The following is a 23,731-nucleotide window of genomic DNA, read 5'->3' as shown; positions in this document are numbered from 1 at the left end:
GCGCCATACCCGGCAACGCCAGCACCACCTCACCCCCACGATGCGCGGCCAAACCACGCAACCGAGCCGACAACCGAGCCGCCGCAGCCAACACACGACTCCGCGCGACACCCTCCACCTTGGCGACCACGACCGCGTGCGGGACGTCCAGGTTGGCCCGGTGCCGCCGGGCTCGCTCCCGCAGCGTCGCGCAGTCCCGGTCCGGGTGAGTGAGCAGGTCCTCGAGCAGCTCACCGCGGACCCGGTGCTCGGCCTCGGCCACCGTCCGCTGGAACAGCACCAGCAGCGCGGTGACCACGGCCGCGCGCTCCAGCACCCGAAGGTCGGGCTCCGGCTCGGGATGGGCGCTGAGCACGAGCGTGGCCAGGTGGTCGGAGGCGGCGACCGCGGCGGCGAGCCACGCGCGGCCCGTGGCCGTGTCCACGGAGGTGGCGCGGCCGGAGAGCCGGGCCTGGTTCACCGCGGTCAGCAGCACGTCGTCCACCTCGGGTGCGGTGTCGACCGCGGCCAGCACGGCGCCGTCCGAGTCGAGCACGGCGACCGAGCCGCCGAGCACGTCCGCCACCACCTCCGCGACCTCCGCGGCATCTCCGCCGCGCAGCAGCACGGCGCTGAGCCGGTCGTGCACGCTGGCGGCGTTCTCGACCGCCTCGGCGTGCCGCTGCACCAGGGCCCTCGCCCGGTCCAGCTCACGCAGCGCGTCCTGGCTGGCCTGGAACAGCCGTGCGTTCTCCAGCGCCACCGCCGCGTGCGCGGCGAGCGAGCTGGCCAGCGCGATCTCGTCCGGGGGAAACGGCCGCGGCGCCCGGTTCCCGGCCAGCAGCCCACCGATCACCTTGCCGCCGACCTGCAACGGGACGCCGAGGATCGCGTGGATCCCCTCGTCGGCCACCGCGGCGTCGACCGAGTCGGTGTGCACGAACCGGTCATCGGCGTGGTAGTCGCCGGTGGCGTACGGGGTCGCCGTCTGCACCACGAGACCGCCGAGCCCGACCCCGAGCGGCAGCCGGATCGCGCGAAACCGGGCCGAGGTCGACCCGTCGGTGACCCTGATATAGACGTCCTGGCGCTGTTCGTCGACCATGTTCAGGTAGGCGAGATCGGCCCCGAGCAGCGCGCGGGCCCGCCGCACGATCGCGGAGAGCACCGCGTCCACGTCGCGGATCGCGGTCAGGTCGGTCGCGGTCTCGTACAGCGCGCGCAGCTCCGCCTCGCGCTGGTGCTGCCTGGCCATCGTCGACCGCACCCGCAGTGCGACCACGATCTCGGCCCGCAGCCGCTCGAGTGCCTCCGGCGTCGCGCCCTCCCGCTGGGCAAGCCGGAGCTGCTCCTCGAACGCCTCCGGCGGAGCCTCCTCGTCAAGCAGGTCGACGAACGATCGGACCATGACGGGCTACGCGGCCGGTTGGTGGTCGGGACAGTCCAGCCGGAAGGTGGCCGGACCCAGCGGAGCGTCGAGCAGCGCGCAGTGCGCCGGCTCGGCCGTTCCCGGGTGTGCCTCCGGGCGGAAGTGCTGGCACGTCGGGCAGGTTCTGGCCACCGAAAGCACGCCCGCCCGATGCAGGGCGCCGAGCAGCACCGGTAGCCGCCCGGCGAACTCCGCCCGCTCGGCCGGCGACAGGCTCGCGGCGAGCGCGTCACGCACCGGCTCGTCCCAGCCGTCGAGCCGGCGGGCCGCGGCGCGACCGGCCGCGGTCGGCACCAGCCGCGTGGCACGCCCGTCGCGCGGGTCGCCACGGCGAGCCACCAGGCCCTTGCGGACCAGTGCGGCCACCGCGTCGGACACGGTCGGCTGCGTGATGTCCGCCCATCTGGCCAGCGGGGTCACCGCGCGCTGGTCGGCCGGCGCGGCCCGCAGCCGGAGCAGCAGCTGCGCCTGCACGGGGGTCAGCGACTCGGCCGCCGCGGCCGTGCGCAGCAGCGTGCGCAGCGCCTGGCCGACGCGCTCGAGCGCAAAGGTCAGCCGGCGGTCGACCTCGTCGGTCACCACTGCTCCGGCGCGTATGCCCGGCTCCACAGCGCGACCTGCATGATCACCGTCTTACGCCAGGCCTCGTGCATCGCGTCGACCTCCTCTTCCGTTGCGCCCGTGGCCGCGAGAAACGGCCGGACCGTCGCGGTGATCGGATAGATCAGGGCGATCAGGTGCCGCAACGGAACCGACGCCGTCGAGCGCGCCGCGTCGGCGCGGTTCTTCGCGGCCGCGGTGTGCCGTCGGCCGAGCTCGTCGGCGTAGGCGAGCCAACGCGCGTCGTACGGCCGGTTGCAGGTGTCCACAATCCACTGTCCGAACCGGACACGTACGCGGGCGAGGTAGTCCTGGAGCGGCTTGCCGTCCTCGTCGGCGAAGTGGGCCAGGAGATGCGGGTTCGCGCCGACGAACCCGTACCAGACGTCGAGCACGTCCTCGACCTGGCCGGCGAGCACCTCGCCCGCCCTACGCAATGCCGCCTCGTCCTCCTCGCCGAACAGCACGCTCGCACGCAGCTCGGCCAGGTCGGCCTCGGTGACCGGCGACGCTGGCAGGGCCGGTTCGTCGTAGATGTATCCGGGGATCATGGTGTTCGTCATGCCGCCTCCGATCCATAGGATTCCTATGCATCTGGACGATAGTCAAGAGATGGATCACACTCGATGTGGCGGATCCACAGTCCATATGGCGCGCACTGTGGGTCCGCCACGTGGTGAGCCCGCATCGGGGTCCCGCGGTCAGGCATCGCCGTCCAGCACGTCGCCGTCGCCGGCGCGGGCCGTCGTAGAGGTTGTCGTCGACGCAGTGTCCGTGCCGCGGTCCTCCGCCTCGCCCTCGTCGTTCCTGAACCGCCAGAACGACACCATGGTGTTGTTGCCGGCGATCAGGTTGTCGTCGCTGCCCACGGCGGCGTACACGCCGTGGATGCAGCCAGGACATCCGTCGTCGTTCTGCGGGTTACGGAAGACGTCGTTCGACAAGGTGTTGTTCGAGGACGCCCTGAGGTGCGACGCGCCGTAGCCGTCGGCTGCCTCGACCTGGCTGCCGTCGAAGGTCGGCCGTTCCGGTGCCGGTGGACACAAAGGACAGTCGATCCCGCGGTACGAGCACCGCCAGCAGCGGGCCGTACCCGGTGCGACGGCCGCGGCGCCGCGGCCAGCTGATGTTCACGATCAGCTCCTCACGCGCCCGACTGTCTACTGTGGATAGTTGCGGCGCGGCACCACGGCCGTCATGGCGCGGTGCTCTCCTCGGTGCAGTAGTCGCCCTCGGCGGGTGATCCCTCGTAGACGACATCGATGATCTTGTCCACACCGGTTCTCGCGAGCTCCACGAAGACCTTGCCGGACTCACCGAGCTGCTCGTGGCCGTACAGTCCGGCCGTCGCCACGATCATGTCGCCGGTGACCATGACCATGTCGCGACCCCAGGTGCACCAGATCCGGCCGCCGTAGCTGCCGTGCTCGACCTCCTGTACCACCTCGAAATCGGTGTCGGACGGCGGATAGGCGGCGTCGCGCGTGAGTCGACGGCTCACCTCGTGGAAGTCGTCGCCGTCGCGGAGGTACTCGTAGGTCCAGCCCCAGACCACCTCGCCGCCGCCCTTGGGCTGGTAGCGAATCAGCTCGTGGCGGCGGCCGTCGCCGGCCTGGTAGGTGAACTCCGTGCCGTAGTAGGCGTCGGTGTCGACGTTGCCCGTGTACTCGCCGTTCTGCGGCTCGCCAGTGGCGTCGACCTTGAAGCTGTCCCACAGGATGCTCTGGATCGCGGCGTAGTCGGTCCGGAGGCGAGACCGCTGCTCGTCGCTTACGGCGATGGCCGGATACGCGGTGGTCGCCAGCAGCAATGCGACCGCGCCCGCCAGACACGTGCGAACCAACCTGGTCATTCCTTTCCTCTCCCTTGCATCTCGGGGACGAGCGTGGACCCTCGTGCCGGCTCGTCGGCGATGCCGGTGTCCGCCGTCAGGTCACGGTTCTTGGTCTCGGTCGCGACCAGCACCGCGATCAGCGTGAGCGTGGCGGCGAGGACCAGATACAGCGAGACGGGCAGTGCCGAGCCGAAGGTCGTGAGCAGGGCGAGCGAGATGATCGGCGCGAGACTGCCGGCGAAGACGGACGCGAGCTGGTAGCCGACCGACGCGCCGGTGTAGCGCACCCCGGTGCCGAACAGCTCGGCGAAGAACGCCGCCTGCGGGCCGTACATCGCCGCGTGGCAGATCAGCCCCACGGTGACCGCCAGCAGGATCCCCGCGGTGGACTTGGTGTCCAGCAGGAGAAAGAAGCCGAAGGCCCAGAACACCAGCCCGGCAGCGCCGGACAGGTAGACCGGTCTACGGCCGACCCGGTCGGACAGGGCACCGAACAGCGGAATCATGATCAGCTGGATCGCCGAGGCGATCAGCACCGCGGTCAGGGCGAGATCCTGGCCCAGCCCGAGGTACTTGGTGACGTAGGTGAGCACGAAGACGGTGAACACGTAGTAGGAGATGTTCTCCGCGACCCGCGCACCCATGGCCACCAGCACCTCCCTGCGGTAGCGCCGCACGACCCGCAGCACAGGTGCCGGCTGCCTGGTGCGCTCGATCTCGGCCCGTGCCTGCTGGAACACCGGGGACTCCGACAGCGACAGCCGGATCCACAGCCCGACGACCACCAGTGCGGCGCTGGCCAGGAACGGCACGCGCCAGCCCCAGCTGACGAACGCCGCGTCGGTGGTGACACCGGACATCAACGCGAGCGCACCGACCGCGAGCAGGTTCCCCGCGGGCACGCCGGCCTGGGGCCAGCTGGACCAGAACCCGCGGCGGCGGGAGTCCCCGTGCTCGGCGACCATCAGGACCGCACCGCCCCATTCGCCGCCCACCGCGAACCCCTGCAGCAGACGGCAGACGACCAGCAGGATCGGCGCCCACACGCCGATCGCGCCGTAGCCCGGCAGCAGACCGATGGCGAACGTACCGGCACCCATGATCAGCAGGCTGGCCACGAGCATTCGCTTACGGCCGATCCGGTCGCCGAAATGCCCGAACACCAGACCGCCGAGCGGGCGGGCGACGAACCCGACCGCGTAGGTCGCGAACGCGAGGATGACGCCGACGAGCGGATCGAACTCGGGGAAGAACAACTCGTTGAACACCAGCGCGGCCGCCGAGCCGAAAACGAAGAAGTCGTACCACTCGATGGTGGTGCCAACCATGCTCGCGACCACCACCTTGCGGATCGGGGAACGGTCCACTGTCGAGGAGGCGGCCATCATCAGGTCCTCTCGCGAAACTGGAAGTCGCTGAGAGTCTGTGAGCCGACCGCTGTGGGAACCATGTGTCACCGACCCACCGTGCTCGCGCATCACTGTGGATCCGCCACAGCCGACGCCGGACCTCCCCGGTCCGTCGGCCGGAGCCGCGGCGGCGCCGTCGCTGTCCTCAAAGGACAACGGCGGTTCGCCGGTAGACGAGCCCCTTCACCCGCGCCGAGAGCCCAAACACCGCGCGCCCCCGAACCCCACGGTCACGCGGTCGGAGGGGCCCTGCTGGTGTGGCTACCGGGGTTCCGCGTCAGGCGACGACAGCGGTTCCGTCCGGCTCAATACGGCCAGCTCGGTGAACCTCGCCAGGCCCAGCTCCGGAGTGTTGACGTCAACGGTCTCGGCATAGCGGGACAGGTAAGTCTCGTGCCAGAGTACAGCTTCTCCATGCTGTCCCAGTACTGGATCAGCGTGGGATTCCGGCCCTCCCACATCAGGCGATGTCCGAGCAAGCCGGACTCCTCCGCCTCCGACAGCTCACGCAACATCTTTGACATGGCCCGGAACGGGGCCACCACAGGTCCGGTCGCCAGGGCTTGCTGATGGTCATGCCGATCAGGAAGACCACGAGTTCGCCGCCGTGCTGGTGAGTCATCCGCCCGCGTATGACCTTCGCCATCAGGACCTCGAGTGCGCGGCTGCCAGGTCGCCACGTTACAACCAGGCGGCGGCGCGGTCCGCTCATGCCGATGGCGGTCGAGGATCGTCGCGCTCATGGCGTCATCCTCGCTGCCCTGTCGAGGCGCTCGGAGATCACGCCGGCTTGCGGCGTGCCGACCTCGGTGTGCAGCTCCAGTGCCCGCCGCCAGTGCTCCGTAGCCGAGGTGATATCGCCCTCGGCCAGCTGGCACTGTGCTATTCCGTCGTAGGCTTGCGCCTGGTGATAACGGTCTTCCAGCTCCTCGGCGAGTGACAACGCCTCCCGGTGGGTGGACAGCGCGGCGGCGGGCCGGCCCATGCTGTGCAGCAGGGTGCCGAGGCCGTTGAGCCGCTGCAGTTCGAGTTCGCCGATGTCGCCCTGGCGGGCGAGGGTGAGCGCTTTCTCGTAGTGCTCGAGCGCCTCGTCGTAGCGGCGCAGCCGGCCGAGACCGGAGCCGAGGCAGCACAATGCCTCGATCTCGCCGACCGCATAGCCAACTTCGCGGCTGATATCGACGTAGCGCCGGTAGCAGGCGACGGCTTCGTCGTAGCGGCTCTCCGCTTCGTAGACCAATCCGAGGTTGCCGGTGATCTGCCCCTCGCCGGCCCGGTCGCCGATCTCACGCGTGATCGCGAGGGCCTGCTCGAGCCGGCGCTTCGCTTCCTCGGTTCTCCCGATCAGCCGGCACATGATGCCGACATTGCCCAGTGCCCTGGCCTCCCCTGCCCGCTCGCCCGTCGCCTCGAATACCCGCAACGAATGCCGGTGGCAACTGAGCGCCTCCTGGTAGTCGCCCAGCCGGTGATAGCTGTTGCCCAGGTTGTTCAGTACCCGTGCCCAGTTGCTTCGATCGCCCATCCGATCGAACATCTCGAGTGCTCGCTTGAAGTGGGTGACGCTTTCCGCGTGCCGGTCGGTCCGCACGCACGCCGCCCCCAGGTTCCGGCGTGCGTGGGCCACGGTGAGTTCATCGCTCGATCGGATGGCGATGCCATGGAGCAACTCCGCGTCGCCGTAGTGCGCCGAGTCGTGCAGGTACCGGCTCAGCAGCAGGGACAGTGTCGCGGCGTGCTCGGTCCAGCCGGACTCGTCGGCGTGTATGGCGCTGGCCAGCAGGTTCGGCCGCTCGGCGTCCAGCCAGACGATCGCCGCCGCTCGCTGGGTGAACTCCGGCGGTGGCGTATCCGTTGCGGACACGTCGGGCCGGCGCTCCCGCTCGTGGGGTGCGTAGTGATCCATCGCCACCGCCGCGGCATGCCGGTAGTAGGCGAACAACCTACGCAGCGCCGCCACCCTGGCCGACTCCGCGTCCACATCGCGCGCCACGCTGGCGGCGAACACCCGTACGAGGTCATGCAGGCCGAACCGGTCGACCTCGCGCCGTTGGACCAGGTTGTCCGCCACCAGCGAGTCCAGCCACCCGGCTGCCCGGGCGTGGTCGGTGCCGGCAAGCGCGGCGCACGCGCGGGAGTCGATGTCGCGGCCGGGGTGGATGGCCAGCAGTCGCAGCAGCGACCGCGACTCATCCGGAAGATCCTCATAGGACAGTCCGATCGCCACCTCCATCTCGTCTTCGACCCGCAGGTTCTTCTTGCGTTCCACGAGCCGCGCAGCGTGATCACGTAGCGCCCAACCGGAACGACTCCGGATCTGGCTGGCCACCACTGCTAGCGCCAGCGGTAGATGGCCCACCAACTCGGCGATGCGGGACGCCGAGTCGGCGTCGGCGTCGACACTCTCCGCGCCCACCTGGCGGCGCAGCAGGTCCATCGACTCGTCCGGAGTGAACGCTTCGAGGCGGACCCGTCGCGCGCCCGCCAACCGCACCAGCCGCCGGCGGCTGGTGATCAGCACCAGGCAGCCCGGCGCGTTCGGCAGCAGCGGGCGAACCTGGTCCTCGGTCGCGGCGTTGTCCAGCACGATCACCGCGCGCCTTCCGGCGAGCAGCCTCCGGTACCGCGCCATCCTGCGGTCCAGGCTCAGCTGGTGCAGCTGGCCACCCGGCACCCCGAGCTGGCGAAGGAAGCCGTCCAGTACCGCCGAGGGGTCGGCTGGCGAACGTTGGACGTCGTACCCGCGCAGATCCGCCCACAGCCGCACCTCGCCAACCTGCCGGTGCCGAGCCAGCAGGTGCGCGACGCGAACAGCCAGCGTGGTCTTGCCGACGCCGGCCATGCCCTCGATCACCGAGATCACGGGCGCGTGTCCGGCAGCGTCCGTGCCGTCGACGGCCTCGAGCAGCCGGGCCACCTCGAGACCGCGACCGGTGAAGGTTGCCAGATCGCGAGGGAACGAGTCGGCGACGGTCACGACCGACCCGTCGCTTGCCGCGTTCGTCACGTCCCGCCAGGTCTGCCGCCACTCGGCCGCTTTGAGACTGTTTCCGAGCAGCGCGCCAGCGATGTCGACGAGCAGTTCGACGTCCAGCCGGCTGCGGCCGGGCTGCAGCGATCGATACACGGTGGAGTACGCCGGCAGTTCCACGACTCCGCGAGCCCGCCGCGCCCGGACCACTCGCCGATGCAGCTCTCGGTAGGGCAGCCCGGACCACACGCGTAGTTGCCGAAGGCGAGTGACCAGCTCATCGATTGTGCGCGCCCCGGTCGGAGCTGGCGGAAAGTCCGCTTGATCCACGTTGATCCAGGTTAGCGACAACGGCCGCGTGATCGCTCAGGATCACGCGTGCGCCCCCGGTGGTGCGTGGGATCGGCTGCCCGACTTGTCTTGAGTGAGTGGAGCAGGAGTATATGGTGCGCCCGCGTTTGAAGAGCGTCGCCTGGGAGCGGGACGGTGACGAGGTAAGGGTTGTCTACGACCTGCGGGATCAGTTCCTGCTCGCCGATCCGGACGGCACGGTGAGCACCCTGCTGGAACTGCTCACGGAGGGCGGCCGAACACCGGCCCAACTCGCCGCGGCGATCACCGAACGGGGAGCGCCGGTGCCGGTGCGGGACGTCGTCGACGCGGTCGACCTGCTCGACAGCCATGGGCTGGTCGAAGACGAAGACCGGCTCGGCCGGTTCGACGCGGAGTCGAGTGAGCGGTACTTCAGCAATCTCGCGTTCTTCGAGCCGTTCGCATCGATGGCACGAAGTCACGAGGATTTCCAGCAGACCCTCCGGGAGTCACACGTCCTGGTGCTCGGAACCGGTGGGCTGAACTCGAACACGATCCCGCATCTATGTGGGCTCGGGGTTGGCCGGCTCACCCTGCTCGACCGGGACAAGGTCGACACGCGCAACCTCGCCAGGCAGTACCTCTACCGATTCGCCGACATCGGCGCGCCCAAGGTCGAGTTAGCCGCTGACTGGGTCCGGGCGTTCGATCCATCGATCGGTGTCAAGGCCGTCCACGGCGAGGTAACCAGCCGGCGTGACGTGGTCGATTTGATCGATCAGTTCGCTCCTGATGCCGTCATGTCCGGCGTGGACAGCCCGATCGAGGTCGACGAGTGGGTCAACGCCGGCTGTGTGTCGCGTGGGGTGCCGTTCGTGCGTGGCGGCATGACCGTGACGATGGGCAGCGTGTGGTCGGTCGACCCGGGTAAGAGCGCCTGTCGTGCGTGCGCATACGAACTGAACGAGATGCCAGCTGATGAGCAGGCGGCATTTCGGATGTACACCGGGAAGCCAAGGATCAACCGGGGCATCGGGCCCATCGCCGGCCTACTCGGTGCGCTGTGCGCGTTCGAGATTCTTCGCTTCCTCACCAGGTTCGAGCCCCCCGCATACGCCGGAAAGCCGATGACGCTGGACTTCGCCGCCGGCTGCGCCACCCGCCAGGACGAATGGCAGCGATCTGCCTCCTGCGCGGTTTGTGGCGAATCTACTGATCGCTAGAGCTACGGAAGGGAGGTGATCAAATGAAGATCAAGGTCAAGCGCATCGAGAACACTCGCCTCACGTCGGTGCCGCCGCCGGGGGACTGCTGACGATTCCTGAGTGTAGTCGCGGCGCTCTGGCGGATCTCCGCAAGGGAATCGCCAGAGCGCCGCCCTTCTTCGCCTGGAGCCCGTTTGACCCAGAACATCGGTGAGGCATTGGCTGTCATGGTGCGCAGCCTCGTCGTGAGCCATGACGGGGACGACTACGTGCTGGGGCGCCCGGACCTCGGCGTCTACGTTTCGGTGCCCGAGCCGGGTGCCGTACTCATCGAGGAACTCCAGGATGGAGCGACCCTGTCCGAAGCGACCGCTCGCGCGAGCGCGGTCGCCGGCGCGGACGTGGACGGCGAGGACTTCCTGCACGACCTCAGCGAGTCGGGGCTGCTCGACACCGATGCCGCGGGCGTTGCGGATGATGCGGATGACAGGTCGACCGGGCGGCGGATCCGGTGGATCGAGGGCGTGCGCGAGCAGACCGCGAAACGGTTGTTCGGACGCGTGGCGTGGACGGCCTATATCCTGGCCGCTGCCCTGGCCGCGACCGTGCTCATTGCCCGCGCGGATCTGCGGCCGTCGTTTCAGGACTTCTGGTGGCTGCCCGACCCGATCCTGTCGATGCTCACGCTCTACCCGCTCGGGTTGGTTCTCGCGGCACTGCACGAGTCCTGGCACTGGCTGGCCGGGCGCGCGGTGGGTGTTCCCGCCGTCTTCCGGGTCAGCTACCGCAGCGCCTTCCTGGTCTTCGAAACCGACCTCACCCAGATCGTCGCCATCCCTCGGCGCAAGCGCTACAGCCCGTTCCTGGCCGGCATCGCGTTCGACTTCGTGGTGTTGACGGCGGTACTTCTGCTGCGCCTGTCCGACCGCGAGGGCCTGCTTGCCCTACCGAGTCCGGTCGACAGCCTGCTGGCCGCACTCGTCCTGCTCCAGATCCTCGTGATCGCCTGGCAGTTCTTCGCCGTGTTCATGCGAAGCGACATCTACGCCGTGCTGGCGAACGCTCTGCACTGCCACGACCTGTACCGCGCGACCTGGCTGACCACGAAGAAACGCCTGTGGCGCCTGAACGACCAGGAAGCGAACGAACTCGCAACCATCAGCGACCACGACCGGCACGTCGCACGCTACTTCGGCGTCGCCTACGTCGCAGGAATGCTTGCCGTCCTGTGGTTCCTGCTCACCTACGTCATCCCCTTCATGATCGAGGTCATTCGGTGGGTGGGCGGCAACCTGCTCGATCCCGACCCGACCTCCTGGTCGTTCTGGTCATCACTGGCCGCCGTGCTTCTCGTCGTGGGACAGCGAGTCGTGCCCCTCCTACTCGCCATCCGGGAACGACGGCTGCGCCGAGCACAGATCCTGCGGTGACGAGGCTCCAGCTTGGCCCAGCACCAATTCTTGGTCATCTCACCGCCGTGCACTTCTTGGTAGAGCAGCGACAGCGTCTGCGAGCGAAGAAGCGCCGGGGCCAGGAGCTGGTGTTCGCCGTCGATCACGGTCTGGTCGTGAGCCAGGCGAATGGCCACGTCCGGACCGATCACGTACTTGGTCATGGGAGATCGGCTCCTCTGCGCCATCAACACCGGTAGCCGGCGGTGCCGCGCAGCGCATGCACGGGGTAGCCCAGCTCGCGCGGCCGGTCCACGACGCGGCGCCCACGGTTCGGGCGGTCACTCCGAGCCCAGCGGCCAGCTCGGCCCCGGACCAGTCGCGATGGATCTGCAGCAGCGACAGCACCTTCAGCAGCCGCGCCGAGGTCTGCAGCGGGTCGGCTACGGCCGTCGCCGCCGCAGTCCTGCCAATCGCGATGGCCGCCGGCCCCGATCGCGGGATCCGCCCGCCCACCCCGCCGGCGGCGCGGTCGTCAGTCCAGATGCGCGAGGCGCTGACAGGGCTTCGACGGCCGTCCCATGGTCGTGCACATCCGGCGGAGCAGGTGATCCGCTCGCGCGTTGTACGAGCTGTGCGTCGCGGCGACACAGCCCCTGTTCGGGCTGGTGGCCGGTCGTTGGCAGCTCAGCGGGAAGAACACCGGGTACATGTACTGGTCGAACTCCCCCGCCCGCACGCCGGCGAGGTGCGTGCCCAGCAGCTGCTCGCGGCGGTCGGGGGTCGCGTGGATCCAGCGCAGGCCCTCGGTGTGGTCCTTCTGCGGATCGTTGCGGATGTGCATCAGCACCGGCAGGCCGTGGTGGCGCTGCTTGATCCGCCGCGCCAGGTCCGCCGCCTTGCCGACCCCGCCGAGGTTGGTGACGGAGACGAAGTCGGCGTGGTCGGGGATGTTGTCCGCACCCCAGGTGTTTCCGCCGACGAACATGTGGTGCCCGCGGATCCAACGCATGCCGGCCCGCATGTTGTCGGCCTTGCCCGCTTTCCACGGCTTCGTGAAGAAGTCGAAGAACCAGCCGTGCGGTTGCAGGTTCTGCTGGAGGTGGCGCAGCCGGTCCGGGAGACTCGTGCCGCGGCCGTCGTAGTAGTCCTCCGCGTTCAGCACGACGTCGAACCGGGTTTCGGGCAGGCAGGTCTTCACCCCGGCGAATATCTCGATCTGTTCCGCGGTGACCGGCTCGGTACCGTTGAGCCGGATGAGTCCGGAGACGTAGGTCGGCTTCAGGGGCCGCAGCGTCTCGCACAGGTACTGGACCTTCTCCGGCGGGCTGGCCTGCGCGATCGCGTCGATCGTCCAGTGGTCGTGCTGGAACATTCGCGTCAACACCACCCGGTCCATGCCGGGGAGCCGCGCGGATGGTCGCCCGGCCGCGACGAGGTCCGGTCCACCGGTGTCGTCGTTCTGTGCGTCGTTCTGTGCGCTCGGCGTGTGGTGGCGGGTCTGCTGCGTCCCGGCCGGCTGCGCCCCCGCCGGTGTGCCGGGTACCGCGCATCCGGTGAACACGATGCTCGGCACGAGGGCGATCGTGGCCAGGATCCGCGTGCCTCTCCGGGTTGCCGCCGTCATCGGGCTCCTCCCTGCGACGCGGACGCGCAGCGCGTTCCCGGGTGCCACGTCGTCTTCGTGGCCAGTGCGGCGATGGCGAGTCCCGCCATGACCAGCAGGTAGGGACCGACCTCGACGCCCGCGCTGAAGGGGGATGCCTGCGCAGCGACGTGGATCTCGATGATCGTCCACAGTGCGATCGCGGCGATCCCGACGCCGGACAGCGCACAGAGGAAGACCGCACCTCCGGAGAGCGGGTCGCCGATTCTCCCGAGCAGCACGCCGAGGAGAACCGCGGCGCACAGCGTCAGCGATATCCAGCCGCGCGAGCCGTTCAGCTCGGTTCCGTCAACCGACCCGAGGAACGGCACGCCCGCCCACGGCAGGAATGTGCAGACTCCCCCTATGGCGGCGCTGACGGCCACCGCCGTTCGTTGTACGTGCATGATTCCCTCCATATTTCGTCAAATGCGGCAGGCCGCACTGCGTCAAGTCTCGACGAAATACACGGAGGGTGAAATCGGAAGGGTTTCCCAATCGCCTCAGGTTGCCCAGATGCAGCCGAGGAACTCACTGCCGGCCGGCGGTCCGATACCTGGCTGCGGCGAGTTCGGCGTCAGGCGGATCGTGTACTTGCGGACGGTCTCGCCAGTACTGTTGTCCACGTACATCACCTGGTACAGCGGCACGAGGTTGTCCGCGGGATCACCGTCGCCACCGCCGGGAAGCTGGGCGCAGTTGGCGAGCACGGTGGGCCCGGGCGACACGCTCCATTCCTGGTACACCGGGGCGGAACTTCTGCTGTAGAACCGATTCTGCGTAAAGCCCTTGCAAGCCTGCCGCGTACCGGTGCAGTAATGCTCGTACAGCGGGATCGTACCGGCGTAGGGCGGTGTGCCGGCCGGATATGCGAGACCCATGTCCCATTTCTCGTTGCCGAATTCCACGTTGCAGCCATTGGCCAGCATGCGGAAGACGAAGTCGCCGTTGGACTTCCGGCACAGCGCGTGATAGGCGGGCGTGATCCCCGGGTAGTGGATCGTCACGGTGCCACCGGGATCCAACTTCGCGCCCGCGCCGGGTTGTTGGCCGGTGACGACGACCCGGCTCGCCGGCGGTGCGTCCGCGCGCGGGTCGCAGGTGTAGGAATAGGGCTCGGCGGCAAGGATCGCGCACGCGTTCTCGGGTGTCTGCCCGAAGACGTCCGGTACTCCCTGGCTGGGCGCGACGACCGTCAACGTGACGGGTCGACGCGTGCTCACCGTGCCACCCGGAGCCGGCACCTGCTCGTAGACGGTCCCCGCCGGTTTCCCCGTCTGCGCCTCGGTCCTGCCCACGACCGTCCGGCAGTCCACGGCCTGGTGGTAGGACCGCCTGATCGTCGCGCAGGCCTTCGTGCCGACCCGACCGAGGTAGCTCTCCATCCGCGCCTTGTCGAAGTAGACGACGGTCACCTCGCCGCCGGGCGGGATCTCACCGCCGCCACCGGGGTCCTGCGACGTGACCAGGTCCAGATCCGACGGTCGCGGCGCGACGCCGTCGCGCGCCTGACGGCGGCAGTCCAGCCCGGTGCTCTCGATCTGTACGCAGGCGTCGTCGGAGTACTGGCCGACGACATCGGGGACCGCCGCCGGGCCGTAATGGCGCGTCGTGACCGTGCTTCCCTTGGGGACCCGGGTTCCGGCGGTCGGCTCGGTCGGATCGTCGGTCACCGTGCCCGGTTCACCGCCGTCCCCGACCGGCACGGGTTGGCAGAGGAGGCCGGCCGCCCCCAGCTGAGCGCACGCGGTCTCGACGTCCGTGCCCGGTTCGATGCGCGGCACCTCGACCTGTGACACGGGCCCGGACGGCGGCGCGGCCCCTGGGTCGGGGCGCTGCGGCGGACCGTGCTCGGTCGGGTCCTCCTCCGGTTCGTCCTTCGGTTCGTCCGGTGGGCCGTGCGTGTCGGTCAGGCCGGGTTGGTCGCCCTTGTCGACGAGCTGGTCGTCATCGCCGTCGGTGACGACCACGGCCCGGCGGTCGAACTGGTCGTTCGCCCACACCCGCCCGGCGCGGACCTCCAGCGAGAAGGTGTTTGACCTGCCCGGGACTTCGATGTCGTCCAGGCTTTCCCCGGTGGCGATGTTCACCACGTGGAGGACATGGTCGCCATAGTCCGGCACGTACGCGAACCCGTGTGCCTGCACCGGCTCGCCGAGCTCGCGCCCGCGGACGCCGGCCGTCCTGGTGTCGCCGGTTCGGATGTCGGTCGCGACCAGCTCGCCCGAGTCGAGAGCCAGCACGAGCACCCACGGGCCGGGGCCCTTGGCGGAGCCGACGAGCACCTGCTCGTGGGGCACCCGCGTCTCGGTGACGCGCGCGGGCGGGTCGGTCGCCAGGTTCAGCAGCTCGCCGTCGCCGGTGAGGCCGACCGGCCGCTCGTCGGCCACCGTGAGGTGCTCGATCCGCAGGTCGCCGGGAACCGTGCGGCGCACGGCGTCGCCCACGACGTGGGTCACCGCATGGTCCTCGGTGAGCACCCAGACACCCTCGACGGCGTCCGGCACGATCTGGCCGGCGGACCTCGTCGGGAGCTCCACCGGCGCGCCCCGCCGGCTGTCGGCGTCGAGCTGGAACACCCGGTTGCCGTCGACGACGTACGCGCCGTCCGCGGCGGCCACCACGCTCGCGTCCCCGTCGTCGAACTCGACCTCAGGCCCCGGTTCCATGATCGACGCGTCGATCTTCCGTGCCCGCTTCCGGACGTTGTCGACCACGTAGACCTGACCGTCGGGCAGCGTCACGACCTCGAGGTCGCGCTTGTCGGGGGCCAGATCCAGGGCCTCGGCCTCGATGCTGCGGGACTCGGCGTTGACGAGGGCGAGCCCGGTTCCCTTTGTCACGAACGCGACCGCGTCGTCGAGCAACGGCCGGGACACCGTGTAGCCGGCGCCGATCGTGGCGGCCAGCACGCCGGCCAGCAGCGCGCACGCCAGAAGCATGCTTCCCGCACGGCCGCGCGATGAGACCCGCCGCAGAATGCGATCCGCCGCCGATGTCACAGCCGCCCCTCCCGACCCGAGCTGGTTGCCAGGCGCAGGGTACCGACCGGAACCCGCGCGTGGTAATGGGAAGGGCTCCCCGAGTAGCCGGGCGTCTGCCACGATGTCACGGTGGAGGACCCGGGGTACGCGCCACCGCCGGTGACCGTGCGAGCGGGTGACACGACGTACGAGCTCCGGGCCCCGGACGGTGAGTTCACCTTCGGGCGTGCGGAAGGCTGCACCGTCTCCCTCGATGCCGAGGACGTCGGCATCTCCCGGCTGGCCGGCTCCATCGACGCCGACGGGGGTGTGTGGTGGGTGACCAACCTGAGCACCCGCCGCCCGCTGTCGGTGATCGACGAGATCGGCTTTCGCAAGGTGCTGGCGCCGAAGCAGCGGTATGCCCTGGAGGGGCGCGTACGCGTCGTGGTCGACGGCCGCGAAGGCAGTCACGAGCTGGAGATCGTCGGGCCGGCCCGCGCGGAGGCGCCCACCGGTACGACGGTGCCCGGCCGGCCGACCGCCGTCGGCGCGGATGTGCTGATCCGGCAGGACGATCGCATGGCGCTGGTCGCGCTGTTCGCCGGCTTCCTGGAGGAAGGGCCGCGCTACGACCCGCACCCGAAGGAGTACGGCGCGGCGGCCGCGCGGCTGGGCTGGCCGAGATCCACCCTCGTCAAACGGATCGAGTACCTGCGCACCCGGCTCGACAAGGCGGGGGTGCCGAACATGATGGGCTGGAAGGCACTGACCAACCTCGCCGAGTACGTGCTCGCCGCCAAGATCATCACCAAGGACGACCTCCGTCTGCTCCATCGCGACCACTAGAGGGCCGGGCGCGCGCTTGGGGAGGGCTTCCGATTCCGCTAGTGCCGCACGGTTTCCTACCGTGACCACGTCCGCAGGGCCACGGGCCGGGGGTGGGGATGGAACTGGAGTTGGTGTGCGAGGCACTCGACGGCGCGCGCACGGCGGTGTTCGTCCGCGCCGCCGACGGGGCGCGAGTCGGGCAGCTTCGACGTGCGCTGCGGACCTACCTCGGTGCCGACGAGGACGGCCCGCTCTACGCCGGGTTCGCACCGCTGCCCGACACGGCGCCGCTCGCCACGCCGGGCCTCGTGCACGGGGCCGCGCTGGTGCACGGGGCCGCCGTCGGACTCGGTCATCCCGTCCGGCCGGTGACGTCGGGGGACGCGCCGCTGGTCGACTCCGGCGAACGTGAGGTGGCGGTGGTGGGCGGGTTGCACGCCGGGACGAGCGTGCCGCTTCGGCCCGGCGCACGGCTGTGCCTCGGCCGGCGCCGCGACGCCGACCTGGTCCTCGCCGACCCGGAGACGAGCCGCGAGCACGCATGGGTGTCCATGGACCACACCGGCCAGGTGCGGGTGCGCGACGCCGGATCGCGCAACGGGGTGCGCCTGCGCGGGCGGCGGCTCGTGGACGGCACCGCGATCCACGACGGCGACACGCTCGGCCTGGGCGAGACGGCGGTGGCGGTTCGGGCGCGGGTGGTGGCCGACGCCGACACCTCGTTCGACGGCAACGGTGCCGCGCGGTTCCACCGTCCACATCGGACCTTGCTGGGTGATCCGCCGGACCCGGCCGCCGTCGTGGCGCTGGGGTGTGGCCCGTCGGCGCGGTTGTGGCAGCGGCGGCGGGACGACCCGGACTTCCTGCGCACCCGGCTCGGTCTAGCCGACCGGCCGGGTGCGCGGGATCTGCCGGTCACGGTCGAGTTGGCCGACGAGGTGCTGGGCATCGCCGCGACGCCGCGCCCCGCGCTGCTCGCCGCCGCCCGCGCCGTGGTGGCCCAGGTCGCCGTCCTGCACGCCCCGGACGACGTGCGGATCGTCGTGATCAGCCGGCCGGACGGTGCGCGGGACTGGGCATGGGCGAGCTGGCTGCCGCACACCAGGCCGGCCGCCGGAGTCGACGCCCGGCGCGCCTTCGGCACGGACGGCGAGCAGGCCCGCGCCCGCCTGGCCGAGCTGCGCGCGCTGGTCCGGGAACGGGCGGCCGGGCGGGGTGTCGGGCGCGGTGTCGAGGGCTCCGTGCTGCTGGTGCTCGACGGAACCCGTCACCTGCGCGGGCTTCCGGAGCTGGCCGACCTGCTCGCGGCAGGGCCCACGGCCGGGATCCACGCGCTGTGCCTGGACCCGGACCCGGCCGCACTGCCCGACGCGTGCCGGTCCACCCTGGTCACCTGCACGCCGCTCGGTACCAGGGCCGTCCTGCGCCGCCACGGCGCGGCACCGGAACCCGACGTGCTGGTCGACGGGCTGGCCCTGCCCGAGGCGACCCGGTTGGCCAGGGCTATGGCGCCCCTTCGGCTGTCGCACACCGCCTCCGCGGCGGAGTCGGTCCGGTTCACCGAGCTCGTCGAGCTGCCGCTGTCGGGCGTCGCCGCGTCGGACGCGGACCTGGTCGAGCGACGCTGGGCCACCGGGCGATGCTCGCCCGTGGTGCTCGGGGCCGGGGCGGACGGGCTGGTGGTCGCGGACCTGCGCGCGGACGGCCCGCACGTGCTGATCGCCGGTGCGGAGGGTGCCGGCAAGTCCGGCTTGCTCGCGACGATCGTGGGCTCGCTGGCGCTGGCCGACTCGGCCGATGCGCTGACGTTCTTTCTGTTCGGCCACAAGGAAAGCGCGGCGCTGACGGCGTGCGCGCGACTGCCGCACTGCGCCGGTGTGGCCGTCGGCCGCCAGGCCGCGCGCGGCCTGGCGCCGCTGTCGGCCGAGCTGAGCCGCCGCGCGGAGCTGCTGGCCGGCCGGGACGCCACCGACATCGACGACTACCGATCCCGCACCGGTGTCCTGCTGCCGAGGCTCGTGGTCGTCGTCGACGATCTCGACTCCTTGATCGACGAGATCCCGGAGTTCCTCCCCGGCGTAGCCGGCATCGGCATGCGCGGTCGCCAGCTCGGCGTGCACCTGGTGCTGACCGCGCGACGGCCCGCCGAGGTGCTGACCGCCGACCTGCGGGCCACCACCGGGGTGCGGATCTGCCTGCGGGTGCGGGCGGAGAGCGAGTCACGCGAGGTGCTCGACGCACCGGATGCGGCCCACATTCCGCCGCGCCGCGTGGGCCGGGCCGTACTGCGAACCCCGGGCACCGGGCCGACCACGTTCCACGTGGCTCGGATCGACTGGCCACGCCACAGCAGAACTCCCGGCACCGACGAGGTGCTCGTGCGGGCACGCGTGGTGTCCGAGCTGGGCCGGCCGCGGGCCGGCGCGACGAGCGACGACACCGACCTGTCGGCACTCGCCGCCGCGATCCGCGTGGCCACCGGCCGGGCGGACGCCAACTCCGTGCGGGTGACGGCCGGAGCCGGCGCATGACCGCCGAGCCCGCCACCGTGCACCTGGAGGCCACGTTCTCGCACGGTTTGCCCGGCCACCGGCTACCGTGTGTCGCTGCGTCGCCTCACGACGGCACGGCTCTGGGTGGATCGGGAGACATCGTGGGTCAGCAGTCCAGCCTCGGCGACCTCGCGGGCTTCCTGTTCCGCGACGCACCGCGGGTCGACCCGCATGGCTGGCTGGGCCCGCTGACCGCGTCCGCGCCGGCCGTGCGCGCAGCGGACGGGCAGGCGGCCACGGCGCACGTGGTGCTCGGCGAGACCGACCGGCCGGCACGCAAGCGTTTTCACACCGAGGCGACCCGGACGCGGGCCACGCTGGCCGGGTCGAGCAGCCCGTTCGTGGTGCGGCTGCTCGATCACGCGGTCGACGACGAGGGCCGGCCGGTGCTGTTCACCGGTCCGTTCGGCCCGAGCCTGGCCGGCGAGCTCGCCGCGCGCGGGCCGCTTTCCGTCGACCGGACGCTGGCCGCCGCCGCGGACGCCGCGGCCGGTCTGGCCGCGCTGCACGAGGCCGGCGAGCCGCACCGCGCGCTCAGCCCCCGGGCGCTGCTTCGCGAACCGGACGAGCGGGTGCGGCTGACCATCCCCGCCCTGCCGATGCTGGCCGAGCTGGTCGCGGCGGACGACGGGACGGGACACGAGCCGCCCGAGGTGCTCGCCGGGAGCGACTGGACGGTCGCCGCCGACGTGTACGCGTTCGCGTCGACACTGTGGACACTGCTCGCAGGCAGCACCGCCGGCGCACCGGAACGGCTGGCGCGACAGCGGCCGGCGATGCCCCGCACGGACGTGCCGGTCGCCGTGCTGTCCGCGCTGACCGAGGCGATGACCGCCGACCCGGCCGCCCGCCCGGCCGGGGCGCTCGAGCTCGCGGCGGCGCTGACCGACCATGCTGGTAGGTCACCCGTGCCGCCGTCCCGGCAGGAGACCGTGTCGCCGGACGGGCCGGACATCGCCGAGGGCAGGCCGCTGGGCAGCGCGTACTGGCTGGACGATCCGCCGCTCGGCCGGGGCAGCACCGGCACCGTGTACCGGGCCCGGCGGCGCGCGGACGGTATGGAGTTCGCGGCGAAGCTGCTGCACCCGGAGCTGGCCGGGGACCGCCGGGCGGTGGCCCGGTTCCTCGGCGAGCGGGACGTCCTGCTGCGGCTGGACCATCCGCATCTCGTCAAGGTCCACGACCTCGTCGTCGAGGGCGGCGAGATGGCGATCGTGATGGATCTCGTCGACGGGGCGGACCTCCGCCAGGTGGTCGCGCGGGCGTCGCTCGCCAGGGCCGACGGGATCCGGCTGCTGGGCCAGGTGGCCGGGGCGCTGGCGGCGATGCACGCGGCGGGCATCATCCACCGGGATGTCAAGCCGGAGAACGTGTTGGTGACCGGCAGCGGACCGGATGCCACCGCGCGACTCACCGACTTCGGGCTCGCCAAGATGCGCGACCGGCCGACGATCACCCGGCGGTCCGCGCTGCTCGGCACCCTGGCATACGTGGCTCCCGAGCTCGCGACGGACCGGCCGCCCACCGCCGCGTGCGACGTCTACTCGTTGGGCGTGACCTGCTACGAGCTTCTCGCCGGGCATCGCCCGTTCCGTGCGGACAGCGAGCTCGCGCTGCTGCGGGAGCACTTCAGCGTGCCACCGCGGCGCCCGCGGGACGTCTCCGACCGGGAGTGGGCGCTGCTGTCGGCCTGCCTCGCCAAGGACCCCGCCGCCCGGCCGGCAGCCGGGCAGGTGGCCGAGGCACTCGCGACGCTGACCGCCCCCGGCGCCCCGTTCGAGCCCACCGCGTCCGTCCGGATGCCCACCCAGCAGGTGCGGTTGCCGTCGCCGGCCCCGGAGACGAACCCGACCGGGTCGACGCCGACCGACGCCGACATCTTGCAGTCCACAATGGACGGCACGCGGGCGCCGCTGCCCGACGCCCGGGTGCCTGCCGGGACCGGCCGCCGGTGGTGGCCCCTGGTGACCGCCACCGCGGCCACCGCCGTCATCGGTACCGCCATCGGCGTGTGGCTGGCCGCCGGGCAGCAGGGTGGCGACGGTGACGACGCCGGCCTGCCCGAATACCGGTCGATCCCGGTCGAGGCGACCTTCGAGGCCGACGGCGCGGTCCGGCTGCGCTGGTCACCCGGCGTCGAGGAGCAGCCCGGTTTCCAGGCCTACGCGATCCTTCGCGGCCGCGAACCGCTCGACGAGCTGTCGGCCGGCAACTCGTCCTACCTCGACGAGGACCCGGGCGAGGCCCCCTGCTACACCGTGATCGCGCTCGGCGTGCCCCAGCCGGACTCCGGACCGGCTCCGTCGGCTTCCTGCCCGAACCGTTAGGACCCACCGTGACAACACTTCGACCGCAGCAGGACTCCGTGGCCCCGGCCGAACGCGCCGGCCAGTTCCGGCAGGTGCACGACCTGGTGGTGCGGGAGATAGACCAGGTCATCAGGGGCAAGAGTGACGTCGTACGGCTCGCGCTGGCCTGCCTGTTCGCCGGCGGCCACCTGGTCGTCGAGGACGTGCCGGGCACCGGCAAGACCTCGTTGGCGAAGGCGCTGGCCACCACCATCGCCGGTAGCTGGCAACGCGTCCAGTTCACGCCCGACCTGCTGCCGTCGGACATCACCGGAGTGTCCATCTGGGACCAGGACACCAAGGAGTTCCGCTTCCGGCCGGGACCGGTGTTCGCCAATGTCGTGCTGGCCGACGAGATCAACCGGGCCAGCCCGAAGACCCAGTCCGCGCTGCTCGAGGTGATGGAGGAGCGACAGGTCACAGTGGACGGTGTCGGCCATCCGGTGCCGTCGCCGTTCCTCGTGGTGGCCACTCAGAACCCGATCGACCTCGAGGGCACCTACCAGCTGCCCGAGGCGCAGCTGGACCGGTTCCTGATGCGGCTCGCGATCGGCCACCCGGATCTCGAGGTGGAAGCCGAGATCCTCGACGGCCGCGCGATCGCCGGCCCGCCCATCCCCCGGCAGGTGACCACGCTCGAGCAGGTCGCTTCACTGCAGCGGATCGCCGCCACCGTCCACACCGCACCGGAGATCACCCGGTACATCGCGTCGCTGGCCAAGGCGACCAGGGAGCACGAGCTGCTGCGGCTGGGCGTCAGTACCCGGGGCAGCCTCGCGTTGATGCGCGCCGCGCAGGCGTTCGCCGCCGGAGACGGGCGGCACTACGTCGTGCCCGACGACGTGAAGACGGTGGCGGGCCCGGTACTCACCCACCGGTTGATGCTCACCGCGCGGGCGGAGGTCCGCGGCACCACGTCCGCCGAGGTGCTGGCCGAGGTGATCGGCTCGGTGCCCGTACCGGTGGTCTCGGGCCGCGGATGAGCGCGCCGCGGGGTGGCGCGCTGCCGGGTCCGTTCACGGCGGCCGGTTGGTCGCTGCTCGTGGGCTGCCTGGTCGGGTACCCGGCCGGGGTCGTGCTCGGCTACCGGCTACTGATCATGCTGGCGATCGGCGGGCTGGCCCTGCTGGTGCTCGCCGGGGCGCTCGTGGTGGTCCGGCCCAGGGTGGCGCTGCACCGCACGGTGCGGCCGGACCGGGTGACGGTCGGCGAGCCGAGTTGGGGCAAGCTGGTGGCGCGCAACCAATCCCGCTGGCCGGCGCCGAGCTTCCTCGCCGTCGACCGAGTCGGCGAGCACCGGGTCGAGCTCGCCGTGCCGCTGATCGCCGGCGCGGGCCGGCGCACCCTGCGTTACCCGATCCGCGCCCAGCGGCGTGGCCGGCTGCCGCTCGGTCCGCTCACCGTCGAGCGGCGGGACCCGCTCGGGCTGTGCTGCCGGGCGCAGCGGCTCGCCGACGAGCTGACCCTGTGGGTGTATCCGGTGGTGCATCCGGCGCGACCGCTGCCGGTCGGCACGGTGCCCGACTTCGAGGGCCGGCGGGCCCAGACCCGCGGCGGCACGGTGACCTTCTCGTCCCTGCGCGAGTACGAGCGCGGCGACGACCCGCGCCGGATCCACTGGAGGACCACCGCACGCACCGGCGTGCTGATGGTGCGCGAGCAGGTGGACACCACCGAGCCGAACACCACGGTCGTGCTGGACACGCGCCGAACCGCGCTGCCGCCGGACGGCTTCGAGCACGCCGCCGAGGTCGCCGCGTCGGTGGCGCAGGCCGCCGTGTACGCGGGCCGCCCGGCGACCCTGCTGCTGCCCGGCGAGGTGGCGGGCGCCGGCACGGCACCGCTGCTGGACCGGCTGGCCATGGTCGAGCAGCACGACGAGACGACCGAGACGCTGCTCGTGACCGTCGAGCGCGCCACCGCGGGCGGCGCGCTCGTGGTGATCACCGGCGCCCGCGAGCCGGCACTGGTGGCCCGGCTCGGTGCGCAGCGGCGCCGGTTCTCCCCGGTCGTCGTGGTGACCGTTACCGCGCCCGGCGACCCGGCGGTGCCGCTGCATCGCCGCCCCGGGATGGCGGTGCTGGCCGCGCCCACCGGCGCCGACGCTGTGGCGGCGTGGGACCGCATGGTGCTGGGCGACGGCGGATGAGCGCGACCACCGCCGCATCGGTACGGATCGTGGCGTCCGCCGCGCTGGCCGCCCTGGCCGGCCTGTCCTTCGCCCCGGCGTTCGGCGGGCCCGGCGCGGACCTGGTGCTCGCC

At 71.2% G+C, this 23,731-nt stretch carries 18 protein-coding genes and 1 pseudogene; 7 read left to right on the top strand and 12 right to left on the bottom strand.

The features are described 5' to 3' along the window. The 8 genes from ACRDTB_RS27400 to ACRDTB_RS27365 form a co-directional block, all read right to left on the bottom strand. Positions 1-1,387 (bottom strand): GAF domain-containing protein (locus ACRDTB_RS27400; protein ID WP_431434892.1); only part of this gene is annotated, 1,387 nt, incomplete at its 3' end. 6 nt (positions 1,388-1,393) lie between these two features. Continuing rightward, positions 1,394-1,987, bottom strand: a complete 594-nt coding sequence (locus tag ACRDTB_RS27395; protein ID WP_431434890.1) for a MarR family winged helix-turn-helix transcriptional regulator — start codon at positions 1,985-1,987, stop codon at positions 1,394-1,396. Then, the gene (locus ACRDTB_RS27390; protein WP_431434887.1) at positions 1,984-2,571 is read right to left on the bottom strand and encodes a protoglobin domain-containing protein; all 588 of its coding nucleotides are present in this window, start codon (positions 2,569-2,571) and stop codon (positions 1,984-1,986) included. Before ACRDTB_RS27390 ends, ACRDTB_RS27395 begins: the two co-directional genes overlap by 4 nt. Before the next feature lie 138 nt (positions 2,572-2,709). Further along, positions 2,710-2,889: a hypothetical protein gene (locus ACRDTB_RS27385; protein WP_431434885.1), complete on the bottom strand. Its 180-nt coding sequence runs from the start codon at positions 2,887-2,889 to the stop codon at positions 2,710-2,712. A 314-nt stretch (positions 2,890-3,203) separates the two neighbouring features. Further along, a complete protein-coding gene (locus ACRDTB_RS27380; RefSeq protein ID WP_431434883.1) occupies positions 3,204-3,860 on the bottom strand; it encodes a hypothetical protein in 657 nt (218 codons plus the stop codon). Next, entirely contained in the window at positions 3,857-5,230 is a 1,374-nt protein-coding gene (locus tag ACRDTB_RS27375) for an MFS transporter (protein WP_431434881.1), read from the bottom strand. The genes ACRDTB_RS27380 and ACRDTB_RS27375 overlap by 4 nt, the downstream gene beginning before the upstream one ends. Positions 5,231-5,556: 326 nt before the next feature. Then, positions 5,557-5,994, bottom strand: a complete 438-nt coding sequence (locus tag ACRDTB_RS27370; protein ID WP_431434879.1) for a monooxygenase family protein — start codon at positions 5,992-5,994, stop codon at positions 5,557-5,559. Continuing rightward, complete coding sequence (locus tag ACRDTB_RS27365; protein WP_431434877.1) at positions 5,991-8,402, bottom strand: ATP-binding protein; 2,412 nt, start codon at positions 8,400-8,402, stop codon at positions 5,991-5,993. The genes ACRDTB_RS27370 and ACRDTB_RS27365 overlap by 4 nt, the downstream gene beginning before the upstream one ends. Before the next feature lie 248 nt (positions 8,403-8,650). Between ACRDTB_RS27365 and ACRDTB_RS27360 the strand changes: the two genes are divergently transcribed. Next, complete coding sequence (locus ACRDTB_RS27360) at positions 8,651-9,757, top strand: HesA/MoeB/ThiF family protein (RefSeq protein WP_431434875.1); 1,107 nt, start codon at positions 8,651-8,653, stop codon at positions 9,755-9,757. Between the two features lie 176 nt (positions 9,758-9,933). After that, complete coding sequence (locus tag ACRDTB_RS27355) at positions 9,934-11,169, top strand: hypothetical protein (protein WP_431434873.1); 1,236 nt, start codon at positions 9,934-9,936, stop codon at positions 11,167-11,169. Between the two features lie 214 nt (positions 11,170-11,383). Here the strand turns inward: ACRDTB_RS27355 and ACRDTB_RS27350 are convergent. From ACRDTB_RS27350 to ACRDTB_RS27335, 4 genes and pseudogenes are all read right to left on the bottom strand, one after another. Continuing rightward, positions 11,384-11,565, bottom strand: a pseudogene (locus ACRDTB_RS27350) (HTH domain-containing protein); the annotation flags it as partial. A gap of 100 nt (positions 11,566-11,665) precedes the next feature. Beyond that, complete coding sequence (locus ACRDTB_RS27345; protein ID WP_431434871.1) at positions 11,666-12,757, bottom strand: hypothetical protein; 1,092 nt, start codon at positions 12,755-12,757, stop codon at positions 11,666-11,668. After that, on the bottom strand, positions 12,754-13,182 hold the full coding sequence (locus ACRDTB_RS27340; protein WP_431434869.1) for a hypothetical protein: 429 nt from the start codon (positions 13,180-13,182) through the stop codon (positions 12,754-12,756). Before ACRDTB_RS27340 ends, ACRDTB_RS27345 begins: the two co-directional genes overlap by 4 nt. A gap of 96 nt (positions 13,183-13,278) precedes the next feature. Further along, positions 13,279-15,717: a PASTA domain-containing protein gene (locus tag ACRDTB_RS27335; RefSeq protein WP_431434867.1), complete on the bottom strand. Its 2,439-nt coding sequence runs from the start codon at positions 15,715-15,717 to the stop codon at positions 13,279-13,281. Positions 15,718-15,888: 171 nt separating this feature from the next. On the opposite strand from ACRDTB_RS27335, the gene ACRDTB_RS27330 reads away from it, so the two are divergent. The 5 genes from ACRDTB_RS27330 (at position 15,889) to ACRDTB_RS27310 (ending at position 23,618) form a co-directional block, all read left to right on the top strand. Beyond that, positions 15,889-16,587: a hypothetical protein gene (locus ACRDTB_RS27330; protein ID WP_431434865.1), complete on the top strand. Its 699-nt coding sequence runs from the start codon at positions 15,889-15,891 to the stop codon at positions 16,585-16,587. A gap of 98 nt (positions 16,588-16,685) precedes the next feature. Then, positions 16,686-19,100, top strand: a complete 2,415-nt coding sequence (locus ACRDTB_RS27325) for an FtsK/SpoIIIE domain-containing protein (RefSeq protein ID WP_431434863.1) — start codon at positions 16,686-16,688, stop codon at positions 19,098-19,100. Between the two features lie 122 nt (positions 19,101-19,222). Further along, positions 19,223-21,448 (top strand): protein kinase domain-containing protein, encoded by a 2,226-nt coding sequence (locus tag ACRDTB_RS27320; RefSeq protein ID WP_431434861.1) that lies wholly within the window; start codon positions 19,223-19,225, stop codon positions 21,446-21,448. A gap of 8 nt (positions 21,449-21,456) precedes the next feature. Continuing rightward, complete coding sequence (locus tag ACRDTB_RS27315; RefSeq protein ID WP_431434859.1) at positions 21,457-22,452, top strand: AAA family ATPase; 996 nt, start codon at positions 21,457-21,459, stop codon at positions 22,450-22,452. Next, positions 22,449-23,618 (top strand): DUF58 domain-containing protein, encoded by a 1,170-nt coding sequence (locus ACRDTB_RS27310; protein WP_431434857.1) that lies wholly within the window; start codon positions 22,449-22,451, stop codon positions 23,616-23,618. Before ACRDTB_RS27315 ends, ACRDTB_RS27310 begins: the two co-directional genes overlap by 4 nt. Positions 23,619-23,731: the final 113 nt, after the last annotated feature.

Source organism: Actinophytocola sp. (assembly GCF_050699935.1).
GTDB lineage: Bacteria > Actinomycetota > Actinomycetes > Mycobacteriales > Pseudonocardiaceae > Actinophytocola.
This window is presented reverse-complemented; position numbering and strand designations above follow the sequence as displayed.

What these genes read in the sequence shown, in the direction of transcription:
- ACRDTB_RS27390 (WP_431434887.1), bottom strand. Translation starts at nt 2,571, where the DNA reads ATGACGAACACCATGATCCCCGGATACATCTACGACGAACCGGCCCTG.
- ACRDTB_RS27380 (WP_431434883.1), bottom strand. Translation starts at nt 3,860, where the DNA reads ATGACCAGGTTGGTTCGCACGTGTCTGGCGGGCGCGGTCGCATTGCTG.
- ACRDTB_RS27375 (WP_431434881.1), bottom strand. Translation starts at nt 5,230, where the DNA reads ATGATGGCCGCCTCCTCGACAGTGGACCGTTCCCCGATCCGCAAGGTG.
- ACRDTB_RS27370 (WP_431434879.1), bottom strand. Translation starts at nt 5,994, where the DNA reads ATGAGCGCGACGATCCTCGACCGCCATCGGCATGAGCGGACCGCGCCG.
- ACRDTB_RS27345 (WP_431434871.1), bottom strand. Translation starts at nt 12,757, where the DNA reads ATGACGGCGGCAACCCGGAGAGGCACGCGGATCCTGGCCACGATCGCC.
- ACRDTB_RS27340 (WP_431434869.1), bottom strand. Translation starts at nt 13,182, where the DNA reads ATGCACGTACAACGAACGGCGGTGGCCGTCAGCGCCGCCATAGGGGGA.
- ACRDTB_RS27335 (WP_431434867.1), bottom strand. Translation starts at nt 15,717, where the DNA reads ATGCTTCTGGCGTGCGCGCTGCTGGCCGGCGTGCTGGCCGCCACGATC.
- ACRDTB_RS27325 (WP_431434863.1), top strand. Translation starts at nt 16,686, where the DNA reads ATGGAACTGGAGTTGGTGTGCGAGGCACTCGACGGCGCGCGCACGGCG.
- ACRDTB_RS27310 (WP_431434857.1), top strand. Translation starts at nt 22,449, where the DNA reads ATGAGCGCGCCGCGGGGTGGCGCGCTGCCGGGTCCGTTCACGGCGGCC.